Source organism: Undibacterium sp. GrIS 1.2 (assembly GCF_040544435.1).
Classification (GTDB): domain Bacteria; phylum Pseudomonadota; class Gammaproteobacteria; order Burkholderiales; family Burkholderiaceae_D; genus Undibacterium.
The window spans coordinates 53538-73173 of the sequence record NZ_JBEONP010000013.1; the positions used below are offsets into that span (position 1 = coordinate 53538).

Annotated in this window: 16 protein-coding genes; 2 read left to right on the plus strand and 14 right to left on the minus strand. The window is 46.6% G+C overall.

From position 1 onward, the window contains the following. Window positions 1-12 precede the first annotated feature (12 nt). From AAKU61_RS07730 to AAKU61_RS07765, 8 genes are all read right to left on the minus strand, one after another. The gene (locus AAKU61_RS07730) at window positions 13-345 is read right to left on the minus strand and encodes a hypothetical protein (RefSeq protein WP_354331066.1); all 333 of its coding nucleotides are present in this window, start codon (window positions 343-345) and stop codon (window positions 13-15) included. 51 nt (window positions 346-396) lie between these two features. Then, window positions 397-609: a hypothetical protein gene (locus AAKU61_RS07735; protein WP_354331068.1), complete on the minus strand. Its 213-nt coding sequence runs from the start codon at window positions 607-609 to the stop codon at window positions 397-399. 141 nt (window positions 610-750) lie between these two features. Beyond that, window positions 751-1491, minus strand: a complete 741-nt coding sequence (locus tag AAKU61_RS07740; RefSeq protein ID WP_354331070.1) for a lysophospholipid acyltransferase family protein — start codon at window positions 1489-1491, stop codon at window positions 751-753. Between the two features lie 271 nt (window positions 1492-1762). Beyond that, a complete protein-coding gene (locus tag AAKU61_RS07745; RefSeq protein WP_354331072.1) occupies window positions 1763-3046 on the minus strand; it encodes a dihydroorotase in 1284 nt (427 codons plus the stop codon). Window positions 3047-3189: 143 nt separating this feature from the next. Next, on the minus strand, window positions 3190-4149 hold the full coding sequence (locus AAKU61_RS07750; protein WP_322121374.1) for an aspartate carbamoyltransferase catalytic subunit: 960 nt from the start codon (window positions 4147-4149) through the stop codon (window positions 3190-3192). After that, the gene (pyrR, locus tag AAKU61_RS07755; protein ID WP_354331074.1) at window positions 4142-4654 is read right to left on the minus strand and encodes a bifunctional pyr operon transcriptional regulator/uracil phosphoribosyltransferase PyrR; all 513 of its coding nucleotides are present in this window, start codon (window positions 4652-4654) and stop codon (window positions 4142-4144) included. The genes AAKU61_RS07750 and pyrR overlap by 8 nt, the downstream gene beginning before the upstream one ends. 56 nt (window positions 4655-4710) lie before the next feature. After that, window positions 4711-5178: a Holliday junction resolvase RuvX gene (ruvX, locus tag AAKU61_RS07760; protein ID WP_354331076.1), complete on the minus strand. Its 468-nt coding sequence runs from the start codon at window positions 5176-5178 to the stop codon at window positions 4711-4713. Next, window positions 5178-5900 (minus strand): YqgE/AlgH family protein, encoded by a 723-nt coding sequence (locus AAKU61_RS07765; protein ID WP_354331078.1) that lies wholly within the window; start codon window positions 5898-5900, stop codon window positions 5178-5180. Before AAKU61_RS07765 ends, ruvX begins: the two co-directional genes overlap by 1 nt. Before the next feature lie 98 nt (window positions 5901-5998). Here AAKU61_RS07765 and AAKU61_RS07770 point away from each other — a divergent pair, with 98 nt between their 5' ends. Then, a complete protein-coding gene (locus tag AAKU61_RS07770; RefSeq protein ID WP_354331080.1) occupies window positions 5999-7516 on the plus strand; it encodes a cryptochrome/photolyase family protein in 1518 nt (505 codons plus the stop codon). Window positions 7517-7604: 88 nt separating this feature from the next. Here the strand turns inward: AAKU61_RS07770 and AAKU61_RS07775 are convergent, their stop codons facing one another. The 6 genes from AAKU61_RS07775 to AAKU61_RS07800 all read right to left on the minus strand — a co-directional run bounded on the left by AAKU61_RS07775 (window position 7605) and on the right by AAKU61_RS07800 (window position 18512). After that, window positions 7605-14153, minus strand: a complete 6549-nt coding sequence (locus AAKU61_RS07775) for a hybrid sensor histidine kinase/response regulator (RefSeq protein WP_354331082.1) — start codon at window positions 14151-14153, stop codon at window positions 7605-7607. 153 nt (window positions 14154-14306) lie between these two features. After that, window positions 14307-16658, minus strand: coding sequence for a methyl-accepting chemotaxis protein (locus AAKU61_RS07780; RefSeq protein ID WP_503012593.1), 2352 nt, complete (start codon window positions 16656-16658; stop codon window positions 14307-14309). Window positions 16659-16751: 93 nt separating this feature from the next. Further along, a complete protein-coding gene (locus AAKU61_RS07785) occupies window positions 16752-17354 on the minus strand; it encodes a chemotaxis protein CheW (RefSeq protein WP_354331084.1) in 603 nt (200 codons plus the stop codon). A gap of 44 nt (window positions 17355-17398) precedes the next feature. Continuing rightward, entirely contained in the window at window positions 17399-17764 is a 366-nt protein-coding gene (locus AAKU61_RS07790; RefSeq protein WP_262837714.1) for a response regulator transcription factor, read from the minus strand. Between the two features lie 32 nt (window positions 17765-17796). Next, window positions 17797-18198: a response regulator gene (locus tag AAKU61_RS07795; RefSeq protein WP_322121366.1), complete on the minus strand. Its 402-nt coding sequence runs from the start codon at window positions 18196-18198 to the stop codon at window positions 17797-17799. Between the two features lie 161 nt (window positions 18199-18359). Then, a complete protein-coding gene (locus tag AAKU61_RS07800) occupies window positions 18360-18512 on the minus strand; it encodes a rubredoxin (RefSeq protein WP_322121697.1) in 153 nt (50 codons plus the stop codon). Window positions 18513-18692: 180 nt separating this feature from the next. On the opposite strand from AAKU61_RS07800, the gene thiD reads away from it, so the two are divergent. After that, entirely contained in the window at window positions 18693-19562 is an 870-nt protein-coding gene (gene thiD, locus AAKU61_RS07805) for a bifunctional hydroxymethylpyrimidine kinase/phosphomethylpyrimidine kinase (protein ID WP_354331087.1), read from the plus strand. The last annotated feature ends 74 nt before the right edge of the window (window positions 19563-19636 follow it).

The following is a 19636-nucleotide window of genomic DNA, read 5'->3' on the forward strand; positions in this document are numbered from 1 at the left end:
TAAATTCGTGTACTAGTCAGAAAGCTGATATAAAAATTTAGCTTTCAGGTTTTTATCACTGACCTGGTCGATTACAGATTTAACTAAATCGATCCGTTCTCTGTTGCGACCAACAAATCCTAAGTAGGAGGCTTTGTAAAGCGTAAATTGATTGATTTGCTCAGTATTAAACTGCTTCTTTTCTGCTGCCAGATGTTCCAACAAAAGACTGGCTTTTTCTATATCACGATCTAAATACTGTACAAATTGTTTAAGCTCTTCGTCGATTTCTGCATAGCTGTGAGCAAACGCAGAGGGCGTGAAGCTAAGTAGAATCAAAAACCAAATTGATACTATCTGCCTCAAAATATTCCCTCCTTTGGTTTATTTCAAACAAAAAACGACAAGGATTTTTTGCTATGGCGATTGAGTTACTTGAGGATTAGGCAACTCTTCCATTGGGATGCCAAGCAACTCTGCAACTTCGCTCATATCTCCAGACATAAACGCATCCTGCTCTTCCTCGGTCAAACCAAAAGTGGTCATTGCTCCAGCAGGATCTGAGTTGTGTGCATCACGGGCAGTAGCATCTTTATCGAGCACGTTCAAATAATCCAATAGCTTTGACATAATCGTTTTCCTGTCGACGGGTTAAAGAGAAGTGAGAACCTTAAGGAGTCTATAATGTTTCTTTAAAACACTGGGAAAAATCGACTACTTATTAAATTAATATGCACAGGCAGAAGTAGAAAGTTTTATCGATTATCGTGCTTACGAATCCAATCCATCGCCAACCGCCACCCAAGCCGCTTGTGCTACCTCTCTCCGGTGTGCGTTTTCAGTTGAAATGACTGGTAGACGAATGAGGTCCGCTGTCATGCCACCGCCTTGCAAAATCAGTCGCATGCTTTCGACGAAGGTCATCTCGCCGATAAAATCCGCTGCGGTGTGCAATGCTCCTTGAGCATCAACATAGCGGATGGCAAAAGGTTGGACCGGGACGCGGGCTTCGATGGCGGCTTCAAACAGATTGGCATGGAACGGCAAAATTGCACCCTGTGCTGCAGTGGTACCTTCGGGGAAAAAGGCGATGCGTTTGCCTGCTTCGATCTGGTGTACCAGGCCTTCATAGATGCGACGTACTTCGCGTTGCTTGCCGCGGGCTAAAAAAATCGTGCCCGCCTTTTCGCACAGCCAGCCGACCAGTGGCCATTTTCGGATGTCGGATTTGGCGACGAAGTGGCAGGGTTGCAGCGTATTTAATACGAAAATATCTAGCCAGGAAACATGATTGGATACAACCAGCACGTTGGAAGACGCGTGCGTTGACGGTGAGTCGGCTGCGCGATCAATCAAGCGCACTCTGACTTTGCAAATGGTAAGTAAGTTTTTAGACCAGCGGCGGATTAGCGCCTCGTGGGTTGCAGTGCTAGTCAACGGAAAAATCACCGCACAGGTGAGCATGCCCGCAAACAAGTGAACGATGATACGTATAAAACGCCAAGCTATCATACCTACCCTGTATCTTTTTTACAGGATTTACGCAAAACCGCCCCAACCGCGTTGCAGCACCTAACCGTAGCGAAGCACTGTCGTCATCTATACGCCTTATTGGGACAATTTTGCGTAAGTCCTATTTTAGTTAAATATATACTGGGAGTGGGTATTTTTAATTGTCCATATATTATTTGGACATTAAGTATGATTATTACCCATACTCCCCTATTTTTTCCAAACAACAGGCACTTAAGTCAGCCAACTGTGTACGAACTAGCGACTTTGGTTAGACCACTTCATAGGCTACATGACCAGATACGATGGTGGCTTTGACGATGCCGGGTAGTTCATAACCGATAAATGGCGTGTGCTTGCCTTGACTAGTCAGGGCTTTGGGTTCAACCAACCAACGGGCTGCTGGATCGAACAGACACAGGTCGGCGACGCTGCCGACACTCAACGCACCGCAAGGCAAGCTGGCGACCTTGGCGGCACTGTTGGTGATTGTCGACAAAGCTTGCGTCATGGAGACTGTGCCGTGGCTGTCCTCTACCCATTTCAGAGTCAGCGACAAGAGCAATTCCAAACCAGTGGCACCGGGTGATGCCTCGGCAAATGGCAGCAGTTTTTCATCATCATCGACCGGCGTGTGGTCTGAGCAGATGGCGTCTATCGTGCCATCTAACAATGCGCTACGGATCGCATCGCGGTCACGCTGGCTTCGCAGTGGCGGCGTGAGGTGGGCATTGGCGTCGAAGTAGCCGATGTCGGCATCGGTCAGGTGAACGTGATGCGCGCCGACATCGCAAGTGAGGAGCAAACCTTCTTTTTTTGCCTGCCGCACTAGATCTAACCCGGCAGCAGATGAAATACGACACAGATGGACTTTGGCACCTGTCGCACGCATCAATTCAAATAAGGTGTGCAGTGCAATCGTTTCTGCCATAACGGGCACACCGGATAAGCCAAGGCGCGATGCCAAGGGCCCACTGTGGGCTACGCCACCTTTACCAATAAAAGCATCTTGCGGACGCAGCCAGACGGTGTAAGCAAAAGTGCTGGCGTATTGCAGTGCGCGTTGCAATATATTGGTGTCGGCAATGGTGACATCCGCTTGCGAAAAGCCGATGCAACCAGCGTCGGTCAGCGCAGACATTTCTGTCAGGGCTTCGCCTTTCAATCCAACGGTGAGTGCGCCCAAGGGGTAAACATGTGCCTTGTTTTGGATTTTGGCACGTTGTTTGAGCATCTCAACCAGACCGGATTCGTCCAGTACTGGATCAGTATCTGGCGGACAAACCAGACTAGTCACGCCACCGCGCATGGCGGCTTGCAACTCGGACTCTAAAGTAGCTTTATATTCAAAACCCGGCTCACGCAAGCGGGCGCTGAGATCGACCAAGCCTGGCGCGACAATCAATCCGGTCGCATCTATGATTTTATTCGCGACAAAATCAGCAGGCGCCTGACCAATGGCGACGATCTTGCCAGCGGCAATATAAATATCCTGCACGCCGTCGATCTGGTTGGCAGGATCAATCACACGGCCATTTTTGATGTGTAGTTTCATTCTGGTTTTTCTTCTTTATTTTCTACGTAATAATATTAAAAGGACTTACAAAAAATTGTGCCAGCAAGGCGTAGCGACGAAGTTAGTACTTTAGTACAGCTAGGAGCTACAACGCAGTTGGGGCGGTTTTGCGTAAGTTCTAATTAATTCCCAGCGACGATGCTCATCACCGCCATCCGCACCGCGATCCCAAATGTCACCTGCGGCAAGATCACTGCCTGCGGGCCATCGGCGACCGCAGAATCAATCTCTACACCACGATTCATCGGACCTGGATGCATCACGATAGCATCTGGTTTTGCTAATGCCAGTCGCTCCGGTGTTAAGCCGTAGCTTTTAAAATATTCTTGCGCGGAAGGGAGTAAGGCGCCACTCATGCGCTCATTCTGCAGGCGCAGCATGATGATCACATCGACGCCTTTGAGACCTTCATCCATATTATTAAACACGCGCACGCCCATCTGCTCTAAGCCACCCGGCAACAAAGTACGCGGGCCAATCACACGCACCTCTGGCACGCCTAAGGTCGTCAGTGCGTGGATGTCGGAGCGCGCAACACGGCTATGCAATACGTCCCCGACAATAGCGACCGTCAGATTAGTAAAATCTTTTTTGTAGTGACGGATGGTGTACATGTCCAGCAAACCTTGGGTTGGATGCGCATGACGCCCGTCACCGGCATTGATCACATGCACATGATTTTGCTTGGTGTCGTTGAGGTGTTTGGCAATCAGAAACGGTGCGCCTGAGGTGGCATGGCGCACAACAAACATATCGGCATGCATCGCAGCCAGATTGTCTATCGTATCTAATAACGATTCGCCCTTGCTGGTACTGGAGGCAGAAATATTAAGATTGATTACATCAGCAGACAAACGTTTTGAGGCAATCTCGAACGTGGTGCGGGTACGGGTAGAGTTTTCAAAGAACAGGTTGAAGACACTTTTACCGCGCATCAAAGGTACTTTTTTGACTTCTCTGTCGCTGATACTGACGAAAGAGGAGGCGGTATCCAAAATATGATTGACGATGGATTTTGGCAAGCCGTCAATCGTCAGCAGATGCTGGAGTTCGCCATTTTTATTGAGTTGGGGATTATGCATGATCGATTGAGAAGCTAAGTTGTCCTGAATCTGCACGTCGCAGATTGACGGATGAAGAGGGTTCAAATTCAGCAGTGTGGGCCACGAAATCAGCGGCGATCGGTAGTTCGCGGCCACCGCGATCCAGTAAAGCAGCCAGCATGATTTTTGCAGGGCGACCGTAATCAAAAAGTTCGTTAATCGCTGCCCGCGTGGTGCGACCGGTATAGAGCACATCATCGACCAGGATAATGCTGGCACCGTTCACATCAAACGGAATTTGGGTCGGCTTGACCTCGGCGTGCAGACCTTTTTCGGCATAATCATCGCGATAAAACGAGACGTCGATAAATCCAGGTTTTATCTGCAGCCCTAAATCAGCGGTTAGTCGCTCGGCAAGCCACGCACCACCGGAATAAATACCAACAATCGCTAGATGATCATCGTTGGCAACACGCGCCTTAATTTGTGCCAGCAATTGCTGGTAGAGCGTCTCTGCGTCTGGTAACTGCTTCGTAGTGGTCATAGCAAGCTTCATTGATGGAATCAGTTATTAGGAAGTTAATGAATAAATTACTAGAGTCAATTCGTGGCATCAAAATATTGTTGCAATATGAGTGCCGCAGCTTGTGCATCAATACGCTCACCACGTTTAGCATGGATGACGGCGGAAGAATAGCGTTCATCAACCAACTCCACCTGCACGGAAAACCGGCCATGCAGTTGATTAGCAAACCGCCGGCAGCGCTGCGTCATTTCATGTTCGGCACCGTCGGGATGCATGGGTAAACCAATCACACATAAAATAGGTTGCCAGGATTTGATCAGCACAGCAATTTCATCAAACTTAGCATCATTGGTAGCAGCGCTGATGATAGAGAGCGCCTGCGACTGTCTGAGCACGGTATTACCAACAGCAACACCGATACGCTTCAAACCAAAATCAAATGCCAATATCGTGCCTGTAAGAGGAATAGAACCAGGAACAATAGCGGGGGCGGAAATGGGGGAAGTATTCGGTTCTGGAGCAGACATAGCGAGACTTGTCATCAGGCGTGTCCTGCCTCGGAGGCGAGCATCAGCGGATCAATGCCGAGTAATTTTATTGCTGCCAGAAATCGATCTTCTATCGGCAGGTCGAACAAAATTTTGGCATCTGCTGCTACCGTCAACCAGCCGTTGGCTAAAATTTCTTGTTCAAGCTGACCCGCACTCCATCCGGCATAACCAATACTGACCATGACTTGTTCCGGCCCATCGCCAGAAGCTACGGCTTCCAGCACATCGCGCGATGTGGTGAAAGCAATTTCGTCGGTTACTTTAAGTGAAGAGGAAAATTTACCAACTGGAGCATGCAATACAAAGCCCCTATCATCCTGCACGGGGCCGCCGAACATCACAGGCTTCTCACGCATAGGATGGGAATTAGGGATAATTTCTAACTTAAGATCAATCCGGTCAAACAGGCCTGCTACTGTCAAATCAGTCGGCTTGTTAATCACCAAACCCATCGCGCCGCGCTGATTATGTTCGCACAGGTAAATCACGGTTCTACCAAAAATCGGATCGAGCATGGATGGCATGGCGATCAAAAAATGATTGGTCAGATTTAATTCTGATGCAGATGGTGCTTGCGGTTGGTGTTGCGCTTCAGAGGAGTTTGGAGCAGATACGCCAGAAGACGCAGGAGACACTTGATCAGGCGCAATAGTAGCCTCGGGCTCTTGTTGCACTGGATTGTCAGACTTCGGGGGTTTAATTTGCTTCGCCATTTCGACATTTTAGCATTTTTGGCGTGCTTTTTCGATGTGTGCTAAGGTGCGCAAACGCTGGCATTACCACCTGAAAATCATGTCAATTAACTCATAAAATGATCTCTTCTTCCCTGACAACCCATCCTGCCTCCACCAATATTTTGCCCGTTTCTTTAGTCTGGTTCAGACGTGATTTACGTAGCTTTGACCATGCTGCCTTATATGCCGCGCTGAAACACAGCGCAGCGGTATATTGTGTTTTTATATTTGATGCCACGATTTTGCAAGGACTGCCTGCCAACGACAGACGCGTCTGGTTTATCTACGAAAGCATCAAAGAATTAGCGCAAGAGCTGAAAAAAATGGGCGGGAGTCTGATAGTCCTGCATGGCGATCCTGAAGATGAAATTCCCAGACTGGCAGCGGAGTTGCATGCCTCTGCAGTGTTCGTTAATCATGATTACGAACCACAGGCAATTGCACGGGACAACATTGTTAAAACTCGGCTCGCCAGTTTTAACTGTGCACTTCATACCCGTAAGGATCAGGTGATTTTTGAGAAAGACGAGGTCTTGTCCTTGGCTGGCACAACTTTTTCAGTATTTACGCCTTATAAAAACGCGTGGCTAAAAAAATTCTATGCAGAAGGCAGCGACTTTTATAGCAAACCTTATCCGGTTGAAACCTATGCTGATCGCTTAAGAGCGTTTCCGGATGAAAGCATACCAAGCTTGCAGGCAATGGGGTTCAGCGACACAAGCGACTCCCATATGAATATACCGGCAGGCATGTCCGGCGGAGCCAAATTGCTTGAGGATTTTTTACATCGAATTCATCGATATGATGTGGCGCGGGATTATCCAGCAGTTAAAGGTCCCTCGTATCTATCGGTACATTTACGGTTTGGGACTGTCTCAGTGCGCCATTTGGTCAGAGAGGCGATGGCTTGCGTGCGCACAGTGGCAGACCAATCGGGCGCACAAACCTGGTTGAATGAACTGATCTGGCGGGATTTTTATTTCATGATCCTGAATCACCATCCGCGCGTAGTTGGTCATGCTTTTAAACCTGATTATGACGCCATCCAGTGGGAAAGTGGCGCTCAAGCAGAATCCTTATTCGCGGCCTGGTGTGAGGGACGTACTGGCTATCCATTAGTCGACGCTGCCATGCTGCAACTGAATCAGACTGGCTATATGCACAACCGTTTACGGATGGTGACGGCCTGTTTTCTGATCAAAGACCTTGGGATAGACTGGCGCTGGGGTGAGCGTTATTTTGCGCAGCATTTAAATGATTTTGATTTGTCGGCAAATAATGGTGGCTGGCAGTGGGCGGCCTCTTCTGGCTGTGATGCGCAACCCTATTTCCGCATCTTTAATCCTGTAACACAATCAGAGAAATTTGATGCAGAAGCTAAGTTCATTCGCAAGTATTTACCCCAATTAAGCAAGCTCAGTAACAAGCAAATTCACGCGCCCTGGGCACAGACAACTGAGGTCTTGGAACTCGCAGGTGTCCGCTTAGGTAAGGATTATCCTGCGCCGGTGATTGCCCATGATCAGGCGCGTAAGGCGACACTGGCACGCTATGCCGTTGTGAAAAAACCGGACGAAAAAAATGCACCTGATTAAGGTGCATTTTTAAGACCCGTCAGAACATTTTTACTGAGAAGTTTAATCAAGAAGCTGATCTAAAATTAAACTTGTCAGGTGGAAAAAATTAAATGACAACGGCTTCTTTACCTACGAAGCGCACAATCGCTCCCAATAAATCGTCCTCGCGGTACGGCTTACCAAAATATTCATTTACACCTAATTCCTGCGCGTAATTGCGATGCTTATCCGCAGTACGTGAGGTAATCATGATGATAGGAATATGACTGGTACGTGCATCACTGCGTACGTTGCGCGTCAAATCGAAGCCATCCATGCGTGGCATTTCAATATCTACCAGCATGACATCGGGAGTAACCGACTGCAATTGTTCCAGCGCATCAATTCCATCTTTTGCCAACACAACCTGGTAGCCTTCACGCGTCAACAAGCGTTGTGTCACCCGGCGTACAGTCAACGAATCATCCACCACCATAATGGTGTGCTGAGTCCGCAAACCTTGTACTGGAACCGATTGGACTTTACTTGGCTCGGTATTGAGATTAGCGACGGCACCCATTTCTGGATTTTCTGGCGTTGGTGTTGCACTAGGATGGCGAGCATGTTCGTGCTCCATTCTATATGCCAAAGGCACAGGATTAAGGATTAAAACAATTTCGCCTGAACCCAACACCGTTGCGCCAGCAATACCTGCCATACGCGCTAATTGTGGTCCAATATTTTTAACCACAACCTCGCGGTTACCGACGATATCGTCAACATGAATTGCGACGCGCTCAGCACCACTCTTCATAATCAATAAAGGAGTGTATTGTTGAGAAGTCGGTGCAACTTCATTCTCACCAAGCAAGGTAGACAAATAATGCATGGCAACGCGATTGCCTTGCCACATGATTGCGCCGTCGTTATAGGCATTAGCTAATACAGCCGATTTCAGTTGCTGTACTTGCTCTACCAAGACGGACGGCACTGCAAATGTTTTTCCACCTGACTTCAAAATAACCACTTGAGTCACAGCCAAAGTGAGTGGTAAGTGAATAGTAAAGTGCGCACCTTTACCCTCGACAGAAGTTACCTCAACCCGACCGCCTAAGGATGCCGCTTCGGAGCGAACTACGTCCATGCCAACACCACGCCCGGCCAACTCAGTTACTTCGTTGGCAGTTGAGAAGCCAGGCTCAAAAATCATGTTGACGGCTTCAGCATCACTAGCGCTTTCGTCATAGCCAAGCAATCCTAACGTTTTGGCTTTTTCGCGGATACGTGCCAGATTCAAACCTTGGCCATCATCAGTAAAGTGGATCACCACTTCGTTACCTTCCTGACGAATTTCAACTAGCAACTCACCTGTTTCTTCTTTTCCATTTTGACGACGTGATTCGCGTGACTCAATGCCATGGACAATAGCGTTACGTAACAAATGTTCGAAAGGTCCAACCATTTTTTCCAACACGCTACGATCGATCTCAACTGAAGTGCCACGAATATCTAAATTGACGCGCTTATCAACCTCTTTTGAAGTCTGACGTGTCACACGATATAAACGCTCGGAGATACTAGCAAAAGGAATCATACGAACACGCATCAGATCCTGCTGCAAATCACGCGTCAGGCGCGCTTGCACATGCAAGTCATTGGATGCATTGTCAATCGTACGAGTCAAGTTATTTTGCACAGTAGATACGTCGCTGACGCTCTCTGCCATCATCCGTGTCAGTTCTTGCAAACGGGTAAACCGGTCGAATTCTAATGGATCAAATTCACGATCACCGGACATCGCCATACGCGATGTAATTTGCGTTTCTGCCTGAATTTCTACTTCACGCAATTGATCGCGCAAGCGATTTACGTTATCGGTCAATTCAGTTAACGAAGTACGTAAGGTGCTTACTTCATTTTCTAGTTTGGAGCGAGAGATAGAAACTTCACCGGCCTGATTGACCAGACGATCCAGAATATCTGCCCGTACCCGCACCAACGGCACCGGTGCTGCGGGTGTTGTAGCCGCTGGCACAGTGGTACGAGGCGTGGAACTGACCGCTTTATTAAATGACGGACTGGAAGACTGCAGCGGTAAAATCGAGGTCAGGCTTACCAATTCTCTTGGTGTTTGCACTACTTCAGCAACTGGCGGACTCAAAGTCTCTTGGAACTGATCTAGCTCTTGCGCTGCTGTAAGTGGTACTGCTGGCGCTTGTACTTCGACCGCATTTGGATTTTGCAAACGGTCAAACAATTGCATGCTGTAATCGTGTCGCATCAGCAGATCATCCATCAAGGATAATCGCGCCACCCCGCCAGCACCTGCGTGCATCAGGTTTTCAAGGCGAGTTTCCATGTCATGAGTATGCTGACCCAATTCCATCGCACCAGCCATCCGAGCACTACCCTTGATTGTATGCATCAAACGCAGAATAGATTGTGGTACAGCGATCTCTTCTGGTTGCTGCTTCCAAGTACGCAATAGCTGCCCAACCATAGGCAACAAATCGTGACCCTCTTCGATAAATACTGGCAGCAAATCAAGATCGAGATCATCTTTAATGCGTAGATCAGGATCTGAGCTCAATACCGCAGGTTCGTATGCGCTGGCAACGGTAGCGTCTGCCAATAAATCTGCAGGCGCTGGGGTCTCCAGCGGCTGCGCTATAACTTCTATGATTTGAACTTCCGGCTCTGGGTCTGGCTCGCTCAACTCTAGAACTGGAGGTGAAGCTAAGGTAGCTTGATGAGTATCCTCAACTACCGGCATCTCATCAACTTCTAACACGGGGTGCTCAGTAGCAACTAAGTCTTGATTGCCTAAAGATGCAGTTAATTCAGGGACATCATGCAGCGAAATATCAACAAGAGAAGTATCTGCATTTTCTCCATGTACTTCAGAGGCTTCAAATTCAGTGGTTTCAGCAGAAACATCCTCTGCAGTATCGATTGAATTTTCTACGAAAGAATCGGACTGAGCAGCTAAATCCTTAGTCTCAACAATATCAGGTGATTCGCTAAGATCGTTTAAATCAAGTTTTTCATTTGTGGATGTAATGAACTCATCATCGGCACCAGCATCTGACCGCCCGATAATTGCTTGCAGTAATTTCTCTAATTGGCGCACTTCAGTTGGGGCATGTTCAGCCATTTCTGATAAGGCAAACTTTTGCAGCATAGATTTAACCGCATCGACGCTGTGATCTACTACGTCATATTCAGCATTATCTAAAGTGACAGGGTGGCGTTCCAAGCGCTGCAAAACCATTTCTAAACCATGCGCTAATTCTTGCACCGCTTTCAATCCGACAGTAGCAGAACTACCGGCCAAAGAATGTGCTGCATGAACTGCGTGCTTAGATACTGCGCGATGTGGCTCGTGTCGCCATTCTGCAAAGTCCTGCGCCAAGAAACGAACAATTTCATCCGTCTCTGCCATGTAAATCGTGTGCAATGGCAAACTAATTTCGATATCGCCAATACGTTTAACATTATCATCTTGCGTTGATAAAGGCTTGGACAAATCAGGGAATTCAATAATTTGAGCACTGCTAGTGCTGATCAAATTATCAGTCAATGCAGTGGCATGAGCTGTATCTGCAGATTCGCTAACTTGATTAGTATCTAGAGTATCGGCGACCTGATCAGGAGCATCTAAATTCGTTACGTCTAGGTTGGCAGAATTTAAGCTTCTCAAATCTAACTTACTGTCGTCCAAGTGTGCGGCTAGTGGCAAAACAGGCAAAACATCGTCAACATTTAAATCAGGAAGATTGTCCGCATTCGGGGACGCAACCAGCAAATCATGTGAAGGCTCGTCTAATATTGGACTCTCCTGCTCTTGCAACTCAACATGTGCAGGTATTTCTGCCACAAAAGCGGCCAGATCAGCATGCTCAGTAAATGCCTCACTATGTAAATAGTCCGCCTCATCCTCGAGTGCGATCGCTTGGATTACTTCCTCTACTGACTCGTGTTCAGTCGCAGATATATTTTCCTCTGCAACCTGAGTAGCTACTATCTCAGAAACTTCAGGCTCAGCATCGATACTTGCGTGTAACACTGGCGTGCCAACTACTTCATTTGCTATTTCACTTAATGGCGTAGCTTGCTGCTCTTCTATATATAAATAATCTTGTCCCGCCTTCATCCTCTCAGCAGCGGCAATAACAGCATGGCCATTTCTCGTTGAGTAGCCAGATTGCTTTAAATCTTCTACCCATACAGTTAATTCATTCGCAGCTTTATCAAGCAATGCATATAAATTTTCATTACCGTTGCGCGACTCAGATAGCCACAGATTCATCACCTGTTCTATGCTCCAGGCGGCCTCACCAAAGACAGTCAGACCAACCATCCGCCCACTTCCTTTTAGAGTATGGAAAGAGCGACGCAAGCTAGTCAGGTCTTCTTGATTATTTGAATTGAGTCTGGAATGAGGCACAGTCTTGCGGACAAACTCTAATACTTCATCCGCTTCTGTCAGGAAAATTTCCAATAACTCGGCATCAATTGCCTCATCACCTTCAGGCAATTCAGGTACATAAGTTGGCGTAGATTCAGTGACTGTATGCGTCGTCGCTGCAACGATGTCGTTCAAAGAATCTTGCGACATCGTCGCATCTGCCTTGTCTAACAAATCTATCGCTGCTTTGGCCCTAGTATTGGCCTCTGCATCGTCTAGCAAAGTAGCAACTGAACGCTCTGACTCGAGCGAGTCTTTTAGTTGTGCTTGCAGTTCAGAATTACCCGGCTGCTCCACTAATGAAGCGACCAGCATATCGGATTGATGCTGCTGATTTAACAGCTCTTGTTCAGCGGTCACCACGGTATCAGTTGTATGACTTGCCGCATGACCAATATCGTTAGTGATATTGATGTCTGAATATGATGAAGACGCATTTAGCGAAGTCGGCAATAATTCTTTGTCTGAATTTTTGTCTAACAGCTTCGTACGAAGTAAGCCTGCCTCTGCATCAAAACTGAATTTTTTCTTTGCGGTATCTGGTTGCGATTGCAATATTTCGATAAAAAATGATAGCGCACCAATATTTTGCGCTACATTTTGGTACGAATTTTCGGCATGCTCAGTACCAGCAATGCTGGCGAACTGGCCTATCACTTTACGCGTATGCTCTACTGAAAGCATCACATCATCTTGATCTAAAATAGCTAGCGCACCGCCAATTTGATGCAGAATTGGATCGACCGGCGTCAGGACATCTAAACTATTAGGATCTCGGAAATATTCGTCCAAGATTTTTTCAACCTGGCGCAAACTTGACTGCATCTCTGCAACCAGAACCGACATCGTCTGTCTTTGCTGAGCTTCTCTGGAAATTTCCCCCATCCACGCAGCCTGATTCGGCGGTTCGTCACCAGACACTAGCGACAATAAGCGTGTTGTGATTTCATCAGCACGCTCAGAGAAATGTGCTGGCAGACGTGCAATTTGGTCTAGTGCATTCTCAACGAATAACAAACTAGTGGCCAACTCCATGCCAATCTTACTGTTATCCGAAGTATGTGCCGCGTGGCGCGAAATCCCACTCAATTCGCGCAGCAATTTGGACAGAGCCGGAGAGTTCAATTGAGAACCGCTCTCTGCCAGATCTTTCATTTTTTGCGAAAAACGATCCGCAACACTCATATCGCCGTTCGCAATCCTGCCCCACAAATTTTTTAAATTTGCGACTTGCTCTTTGGCAGTTACCAGAATATTAGCGGGAATTTTTCCATAATTCTTTTGATCATAATCGAGCGGAACTTGATTATCTAATTGGTAGGCACGACGAATTTGTGCAACAAATTCAGAAGGCTGATCAACCTGTGCAATGAAAAATAATGCATCGCGTAATAAGCGTTCCGGAATACTAGAGACACCATCAACCAGGCGACGTATCTGTAAATTAATGCGTCCAAAAATCTGCTTTACATACTGTTCATTTTTGATCGAACCTTTGGATACTGCTTCTGCAAAGCCACGCATCACTAACCAAAAGGCTTTTGTCTGCGCAGTAGTTTGTACCTGCTCGATCTCAGCGATTAAATCATGCATAGTCTGTACAGCTTGCAATTGCTGGGCATGATCTTTATTGGTCAATACCACCAGCAGAAGTTTCTCAAACCGCTGTCTGATATGAGTGTAATCAACCTTAACGATCTTAGAACTTAGTGTCAGTTCAGGAATATGTTCTTGAACCGACAGTGAAGGGAAAAACAAATCAGCAGGATGAATTCTTTCCGCGCCTTTAAGTTGCAATAAAGCACGATAATAAGGAAATAAACGGACAGGTTGATGCGCACTGCCAGACAATAAATCTTCCAGATAACGCAAAATGGCATGGAAAGCATCGTTGATCACGTCAACATGCAATTGGGACATTTCCAACTGTCCGGTTTGCAAGCGCTCGACCAGATCTTCAATTGTTTCTGTGACGATAGAGACGCCGTCAATATCAACAATCTGTAAAGCACCATGTGCTTGATGCAAATAGCTTTTTGAATGAAGCAACATAGTAGATTTGCTGTCGTCGTCTTGGGAAACTGCATCCGACAACAATTTTCCGGCACTGGTTATGGCTTCGCGAACTTCGCCCATGACCCAGGAGAGTGGGCCAATATCAAACTGCTCTTGGGAAGTTTCTTGCGAATTTGAAAAATCAGATGTCATGCGTACCCCGCAAACTCAAAGGGCGATAAACCTTCGCTTATCGCCGTGCATTTATGATTTGACTGCATATGCACATATACGCACATATTTATAAAACAGCCAGTAGCTGGATAATTTAGCTAACTAAATTAGCAAACTAAATTAGTTGCGTAACTAAGCAGCAACTCGGAAGCGAGATACCGAGTTTCTAAGTTCTTCAGCCAACATCGACAATTCACTAATGGAATGCGCAGTTTGTTGAGTACCGTTCTGAGTTTGTTCGGTGATCGTCAAAATATGCTGAATATTTTGTGCAACGCCGTTCGCAGAAGTCGCTTGCTGCTCCGTCGCCAAGGAAATACCTTGAATCAATTCCGCCAAACGATTAGAAACACTACGAATCTCAGACAACGCAGTACCAGCAGCATCGGACAGCTTTGCACCCTCAACCACACCCTGTGTTGATTTTTCCATCGCGGCAACCGCATCATGGGTATCTGTTTGAATCGTACGAACCAAGGCGCCAATCTGCTTGGTCGCTTCAGCCGAACGTTCCGCCAGTCGCTGAACCTCTTCCGCAACCACCGAGAAGCCTCGGCCTGCCTCACCCGCTGACGCCGCCTGAATCGCCGCATTCAACGCCAAAACGTTGGTTTGTTCGGTAATATCGGAAATCAGTTCCGTGATCTCACCAATTTCTTGTGAGGATTCACCCAGTCGTTTAATCCGTTTAGATGTTTCCTGAATTTGCTCGCGAATCTCGTTCATACCTTTGATCGCATTTTCCACCGCGTGAGAACCTTGCTCTGCCGCAGCAACTGATTGACGCGCAACTTCGGCGGACTCATTGGCTGAACGTGATACGTCAGTAATATCCTGCGCCATGGTCACAACGATTTGACCCGCATCAGAAATCTCACGTGATTGTTGCTGTGATGCTTCCAACAAATCGTTTGAAATGCCCTGCGCATGATTTGATGCTGAAGTAACTTGCGCAGCTGTTGACGTTACGCGACCAACCAGTCCACGCAACTCTTCCACCGTGTAGTTAACCGAGTCAGCGATCGCTCCAGTGATATCTTCGGATACCGTTGCTTGAATCGTTAAGTCACCATCCGCAACTTCTTGCAATTCATTCATCAGTCGCAAAATCGCAGCCTGATTTTGATCGTTTGCTGCTTTCGCTTCTTCCTCTTGCTTTTGCGCTTGTAACATTTGTGCGCCAGCCTCAACCCGTCGTTCATTCGCTTCTTTTGTACGGTTACGGCTATCTTGCAACAGTACTAACGCAATACCAGCGGCAGATAACAATGCGAATACGGCACTGATCAACATCAACAAGAAATAGATACTGGTTGAATCTTGCTGTGAAGTGTAAGTTTTTTGCAGCTTAGTCAGTTTTTGTTTTAAATCTTCGTTCTCATTAAACAGTAACTGCTCTGACTGTTTAGCAGCAATAAAATTTTGTAGGTTGCCGAGAATACTAGAAACCGATGCCTGATACTCTGCAAATGATTTTTGCAACTCTGTTAGCTTTTCACGAGTATCTGCATCTTTTGTGGCTGTTAGGCGTAAAACTTCACTACCGTTCAAGAAGCCATCTACAAGATCGCGGAAGGTATTGGTATCTTTACCCAACAAAAATGCTGTTTCAGGATTTACACCCTCTGAGGTCAAGAATTCATTCGCACTACGAGCCAGACGTTGCGTCAACATAACTAGCTGACCAGAAGCAGAAATTTCACGAGAAGTACCACCGCCCTGTACTTTTAATGTCGAAATTTGCTCAGTCAATTCCAGCAATCCACCAGACAAACCATTCAGTTTTTGTAGCGTCTGACCGAAACCAGTTAATTCTTTGCGCAGCTTCAAAATCGTATCTGCAGCTTTGTCAGAGTTCTTCCACGCTTTTTGCGTATCTTTCAATACTGGCTCAAGAGTTGAATCAGGCCTGCTCACGTCACGCCCCTGGTAAGAACCGCCATTCAACAGAATATTTAAGTCGTTATTCAGCTCCCTGCGGCTTTCATCCAGCTGTTTAAACGCAGCTGGATTACCTTGGATCGAGTTCGGTGCAGCTTTACCAATACGCTGGGAGTGCATTAGCGCCTCACCCGCAATTTGCGCCTGAGTAGAAATTAAGGTTGATTGTGTCGAATTTAAATACACGAAAAGCGCAACCGCTAGTAGGGATGCGATCATTAAAATCAACAGAACACGAATCTGACGTTGCAGAGGCAAACTACCGATTATAGGCAGTCTGATATCCCCACCTTTTTCAATAACGTCACCGATAAAAGTCGCATCTGCGTGTGCTACTGCTGGTCGCTCAACCGGTGCTTTAACAGGCTGCTCTACCTGCAGATTTTCAGACGAAGCTTCTGACGCTTCTGGTGAGAGCATTTTCACATTACTTGCCTCTTCAATCGAATCGGCAGCATCATTGAACTCCCGAACGCCTGATTCAGCTAAGTCAAGCTCATGGTCTTGTTTTTTCTTGGACAAGAACGGTAGTTTAAATGCCATTACTAGGTCTCCTAAACGATTGAGAAGCTGCCAGCTATATTATTTTGGATAGCTGACGAATTACAAAATTACGAACTTACGCGATTACAAACCTTAAAGACCAACTTGCAAAAAGTCTTGGTCTTGAATTAAAGCAGCGAGGCTTAATTCAACCCAGATATTTGCATCCCGATCACGATATTTTTTTATCATCCAAGGCTTGTAGCTATGCTCGTCAGTATTATCTGATACCAATTGCTCTTCCATATCAGCAGCGTTGCGCAAGCCCAACACTTGTGACACCAACAAACCACTATTGAAAGACAAGCTAGGTGCAAAAGCGACTACGCGGCAACTATTATCTACATTTGTGACATCACGACCTTCAAAACGCGCCAGATCGACAACACTAGTCAAGCTACCGCGTATGTTTGACAAACCAAGATACCAGTCTTTAGTCAGCGGCACCTTGGTCATCGATCCGGCGGACACGATTTCACCCGCCTCTCGCAGATCTAACAAATAACGCACTTGGCCTATCATCACACCGAGCTGACTAGCACTGAGGCGAGTACCAGTCTGCGCCGCTTGCATGCGCTCGACTAGCTGTGCCTGAAACTCCCGCAAACGGGTACGGCGTAAGGCCTTATCGGGTCTTACACCATCTAAGCGTGTCACCGCTGCAGGCGGGTCTATGTCGCGAGGAGTTTGATCCATAAATTTCTGAAGTGATTATCGGAAAAGTTCAATAACGTGAACGATTAACCAAGAGCGGCGATTTTCGCCAATAACTCTTGTGGGTCGATAGGTTTTACCAAATAGTCACGCGCGCCTTGGCGCAAACCCCAAATGCGATCGGTTTCTTGATTTTTACTAGTGCAAATGATTACAGGGACGTCTTGTGTCTCAGGATCGCGGGCAATTGCACGCGTGATCTGAAAACCATTTTGACCTGGCATCACTACATCCATCAAAATCAGTTGTGGCTTGTCTGCCTTGATTTTTGTCAGCGCTTCTTCGCCGTTTTCTGCGGTAGAAACTGAGAAGCCATTTTTGACCAGAATATCAGTCAAGAAATAACGCTCAGTTGGAGAATCGTCCACTACCAGAATTTTTTGTATAGCCATTTTATTTCTACCTCAATATTCTTACTTTGAAATCATTTGGATGGCGTGCCGGATGTGTAATTACGAACGGTCTTGAGCAAACTGTCTTTAGTAAACGGTTTGGTAAGATATTCATCCGACCCCACCATAGCGCCGCGCGCCCGATCAAACAAACCGTCTTTAGAAGACAGCATGATAACGGGCGTGTCGCGGAATCTGGCACTTTTTTTGATCAATGCGCAAGTCTGATAACCATCCAGTCTTGGCATTAAAATGTCGCAAAAAATTAAATCAGGGTGTGAATCATTAATTTTAGCCAGCGCATCAAAGCCGTCTTCCGCTAAAACCACTTTATAACCCACTTGCCCCAAAAAAATCTCTGCCGACCGACGAATCGTGCTGCTATCGTCGATCACCATAATTTTCAAGCTTTCATTACCTGTCAAGGTTGACATAAGATTATCTCTAATAAACTGCGTTAAAAATCATCTAACACTGTAACAAAAAATAAGAAACTTGCGACACTTTTTCCATGAATAAACATTCAACTGCAACAACCGGCGTCAAATGGTTCAGAAATTTATCTTTTAAGCAATAAAATTAAATTTTAACTATCTTACATCGCCACCATTTCGAAATCTTCTTTACGGGCGCCACATTCAGGGCAAGTCCAGTTCATCGGCACATCGTCCCAACGTGTTCCAGGCGCTATGCCCTCGTCGGGCAAACCGGCTTCTTCGTCATACACCCAACCACAAATCAGGCACATCCAAGTCTTAAATTCTGTAGTTGCTGTTTGTTTATCGCTCACGACCAAAACCCTTCAATCAAGTAAAATACGGAGACTGTCGTACGAATTTTTTGCTACTAAAGCACGTCAAATACGCGCCACGAGTACAGAATATCGTGCAATCATCTCCACAAAGTCGCCTATATTAATCTACCCACCGTGCAAAACCAAATTTCTCCTCTCATTCTTACGTTTGGTGCTTCGGATCCCGTATCTGGTATCGGCATACAAGCAGATTTAGCCTCATTCGCTGCAATGGGCTGCCACGGCTTGCCTGTGATCACTGCGATTCTGGTAGGAGATACCTCTCAAATTGACGATGTTCACCCGATGGAAGTCGATCTGGTTGTTGACCAGGCTCGGACTATTTTGGAAGACATGCCAGTTGTCGCGTTTAAAGTTGGCCAAATCGCCAGCGTAGAAAATGTCACCGTCATTGCGGAGATCGTGTCTGATTATCCCGCTTTGCCATTGGTACTTGATCCGTTTAATTCTGGCATGCCAGACGACCCGGAAGCTGAGGATCTGTTATTAGCAATCCGTGAATTGTTGATACCTCAAGCGACCGTACTAGTGCTTTCCGCAGTAGAGCTATCTCGTTTAGCAGAAACCTGGCGCGAGCCAAATGAAGTAAGCGAATCCGATGAATCCGATGAATCCGGTAATTTGAATACCGAAACTAACATCGACGACGAGATGCTGGCCGATGTCATGACCTTGATCGAATCCGGTTGTGAATATGTGTTTGTCACCGGCACACCGACCACCACCAATGAAGTAGCCAATATTTTGTTTAACGAAGCAGGCGTCGTCCGTAATGACCATTGGCAGAGAATCACTGGCTCACACGTTGGCGCAGGCACAACTTTGTCTGCCAGTATTGCCGCATTATTGGCAAACGGACTTGAAATCCCCGAGGCAGTTTTAGAAGCGCAAGAATTTACGCTAGCGGCTATTAGTCACGCCCAACGGCTGGGTATGGGCAGATTAATTCCAGATCGTTATTTTTGGGCAAAAGAGCCTGAATAATCTGGGGTCTTGCTATAACTTTCTAGCGTCTGGATTTTACTGGCTCACCAATTTTTTTTAATTGCTGGACGCTT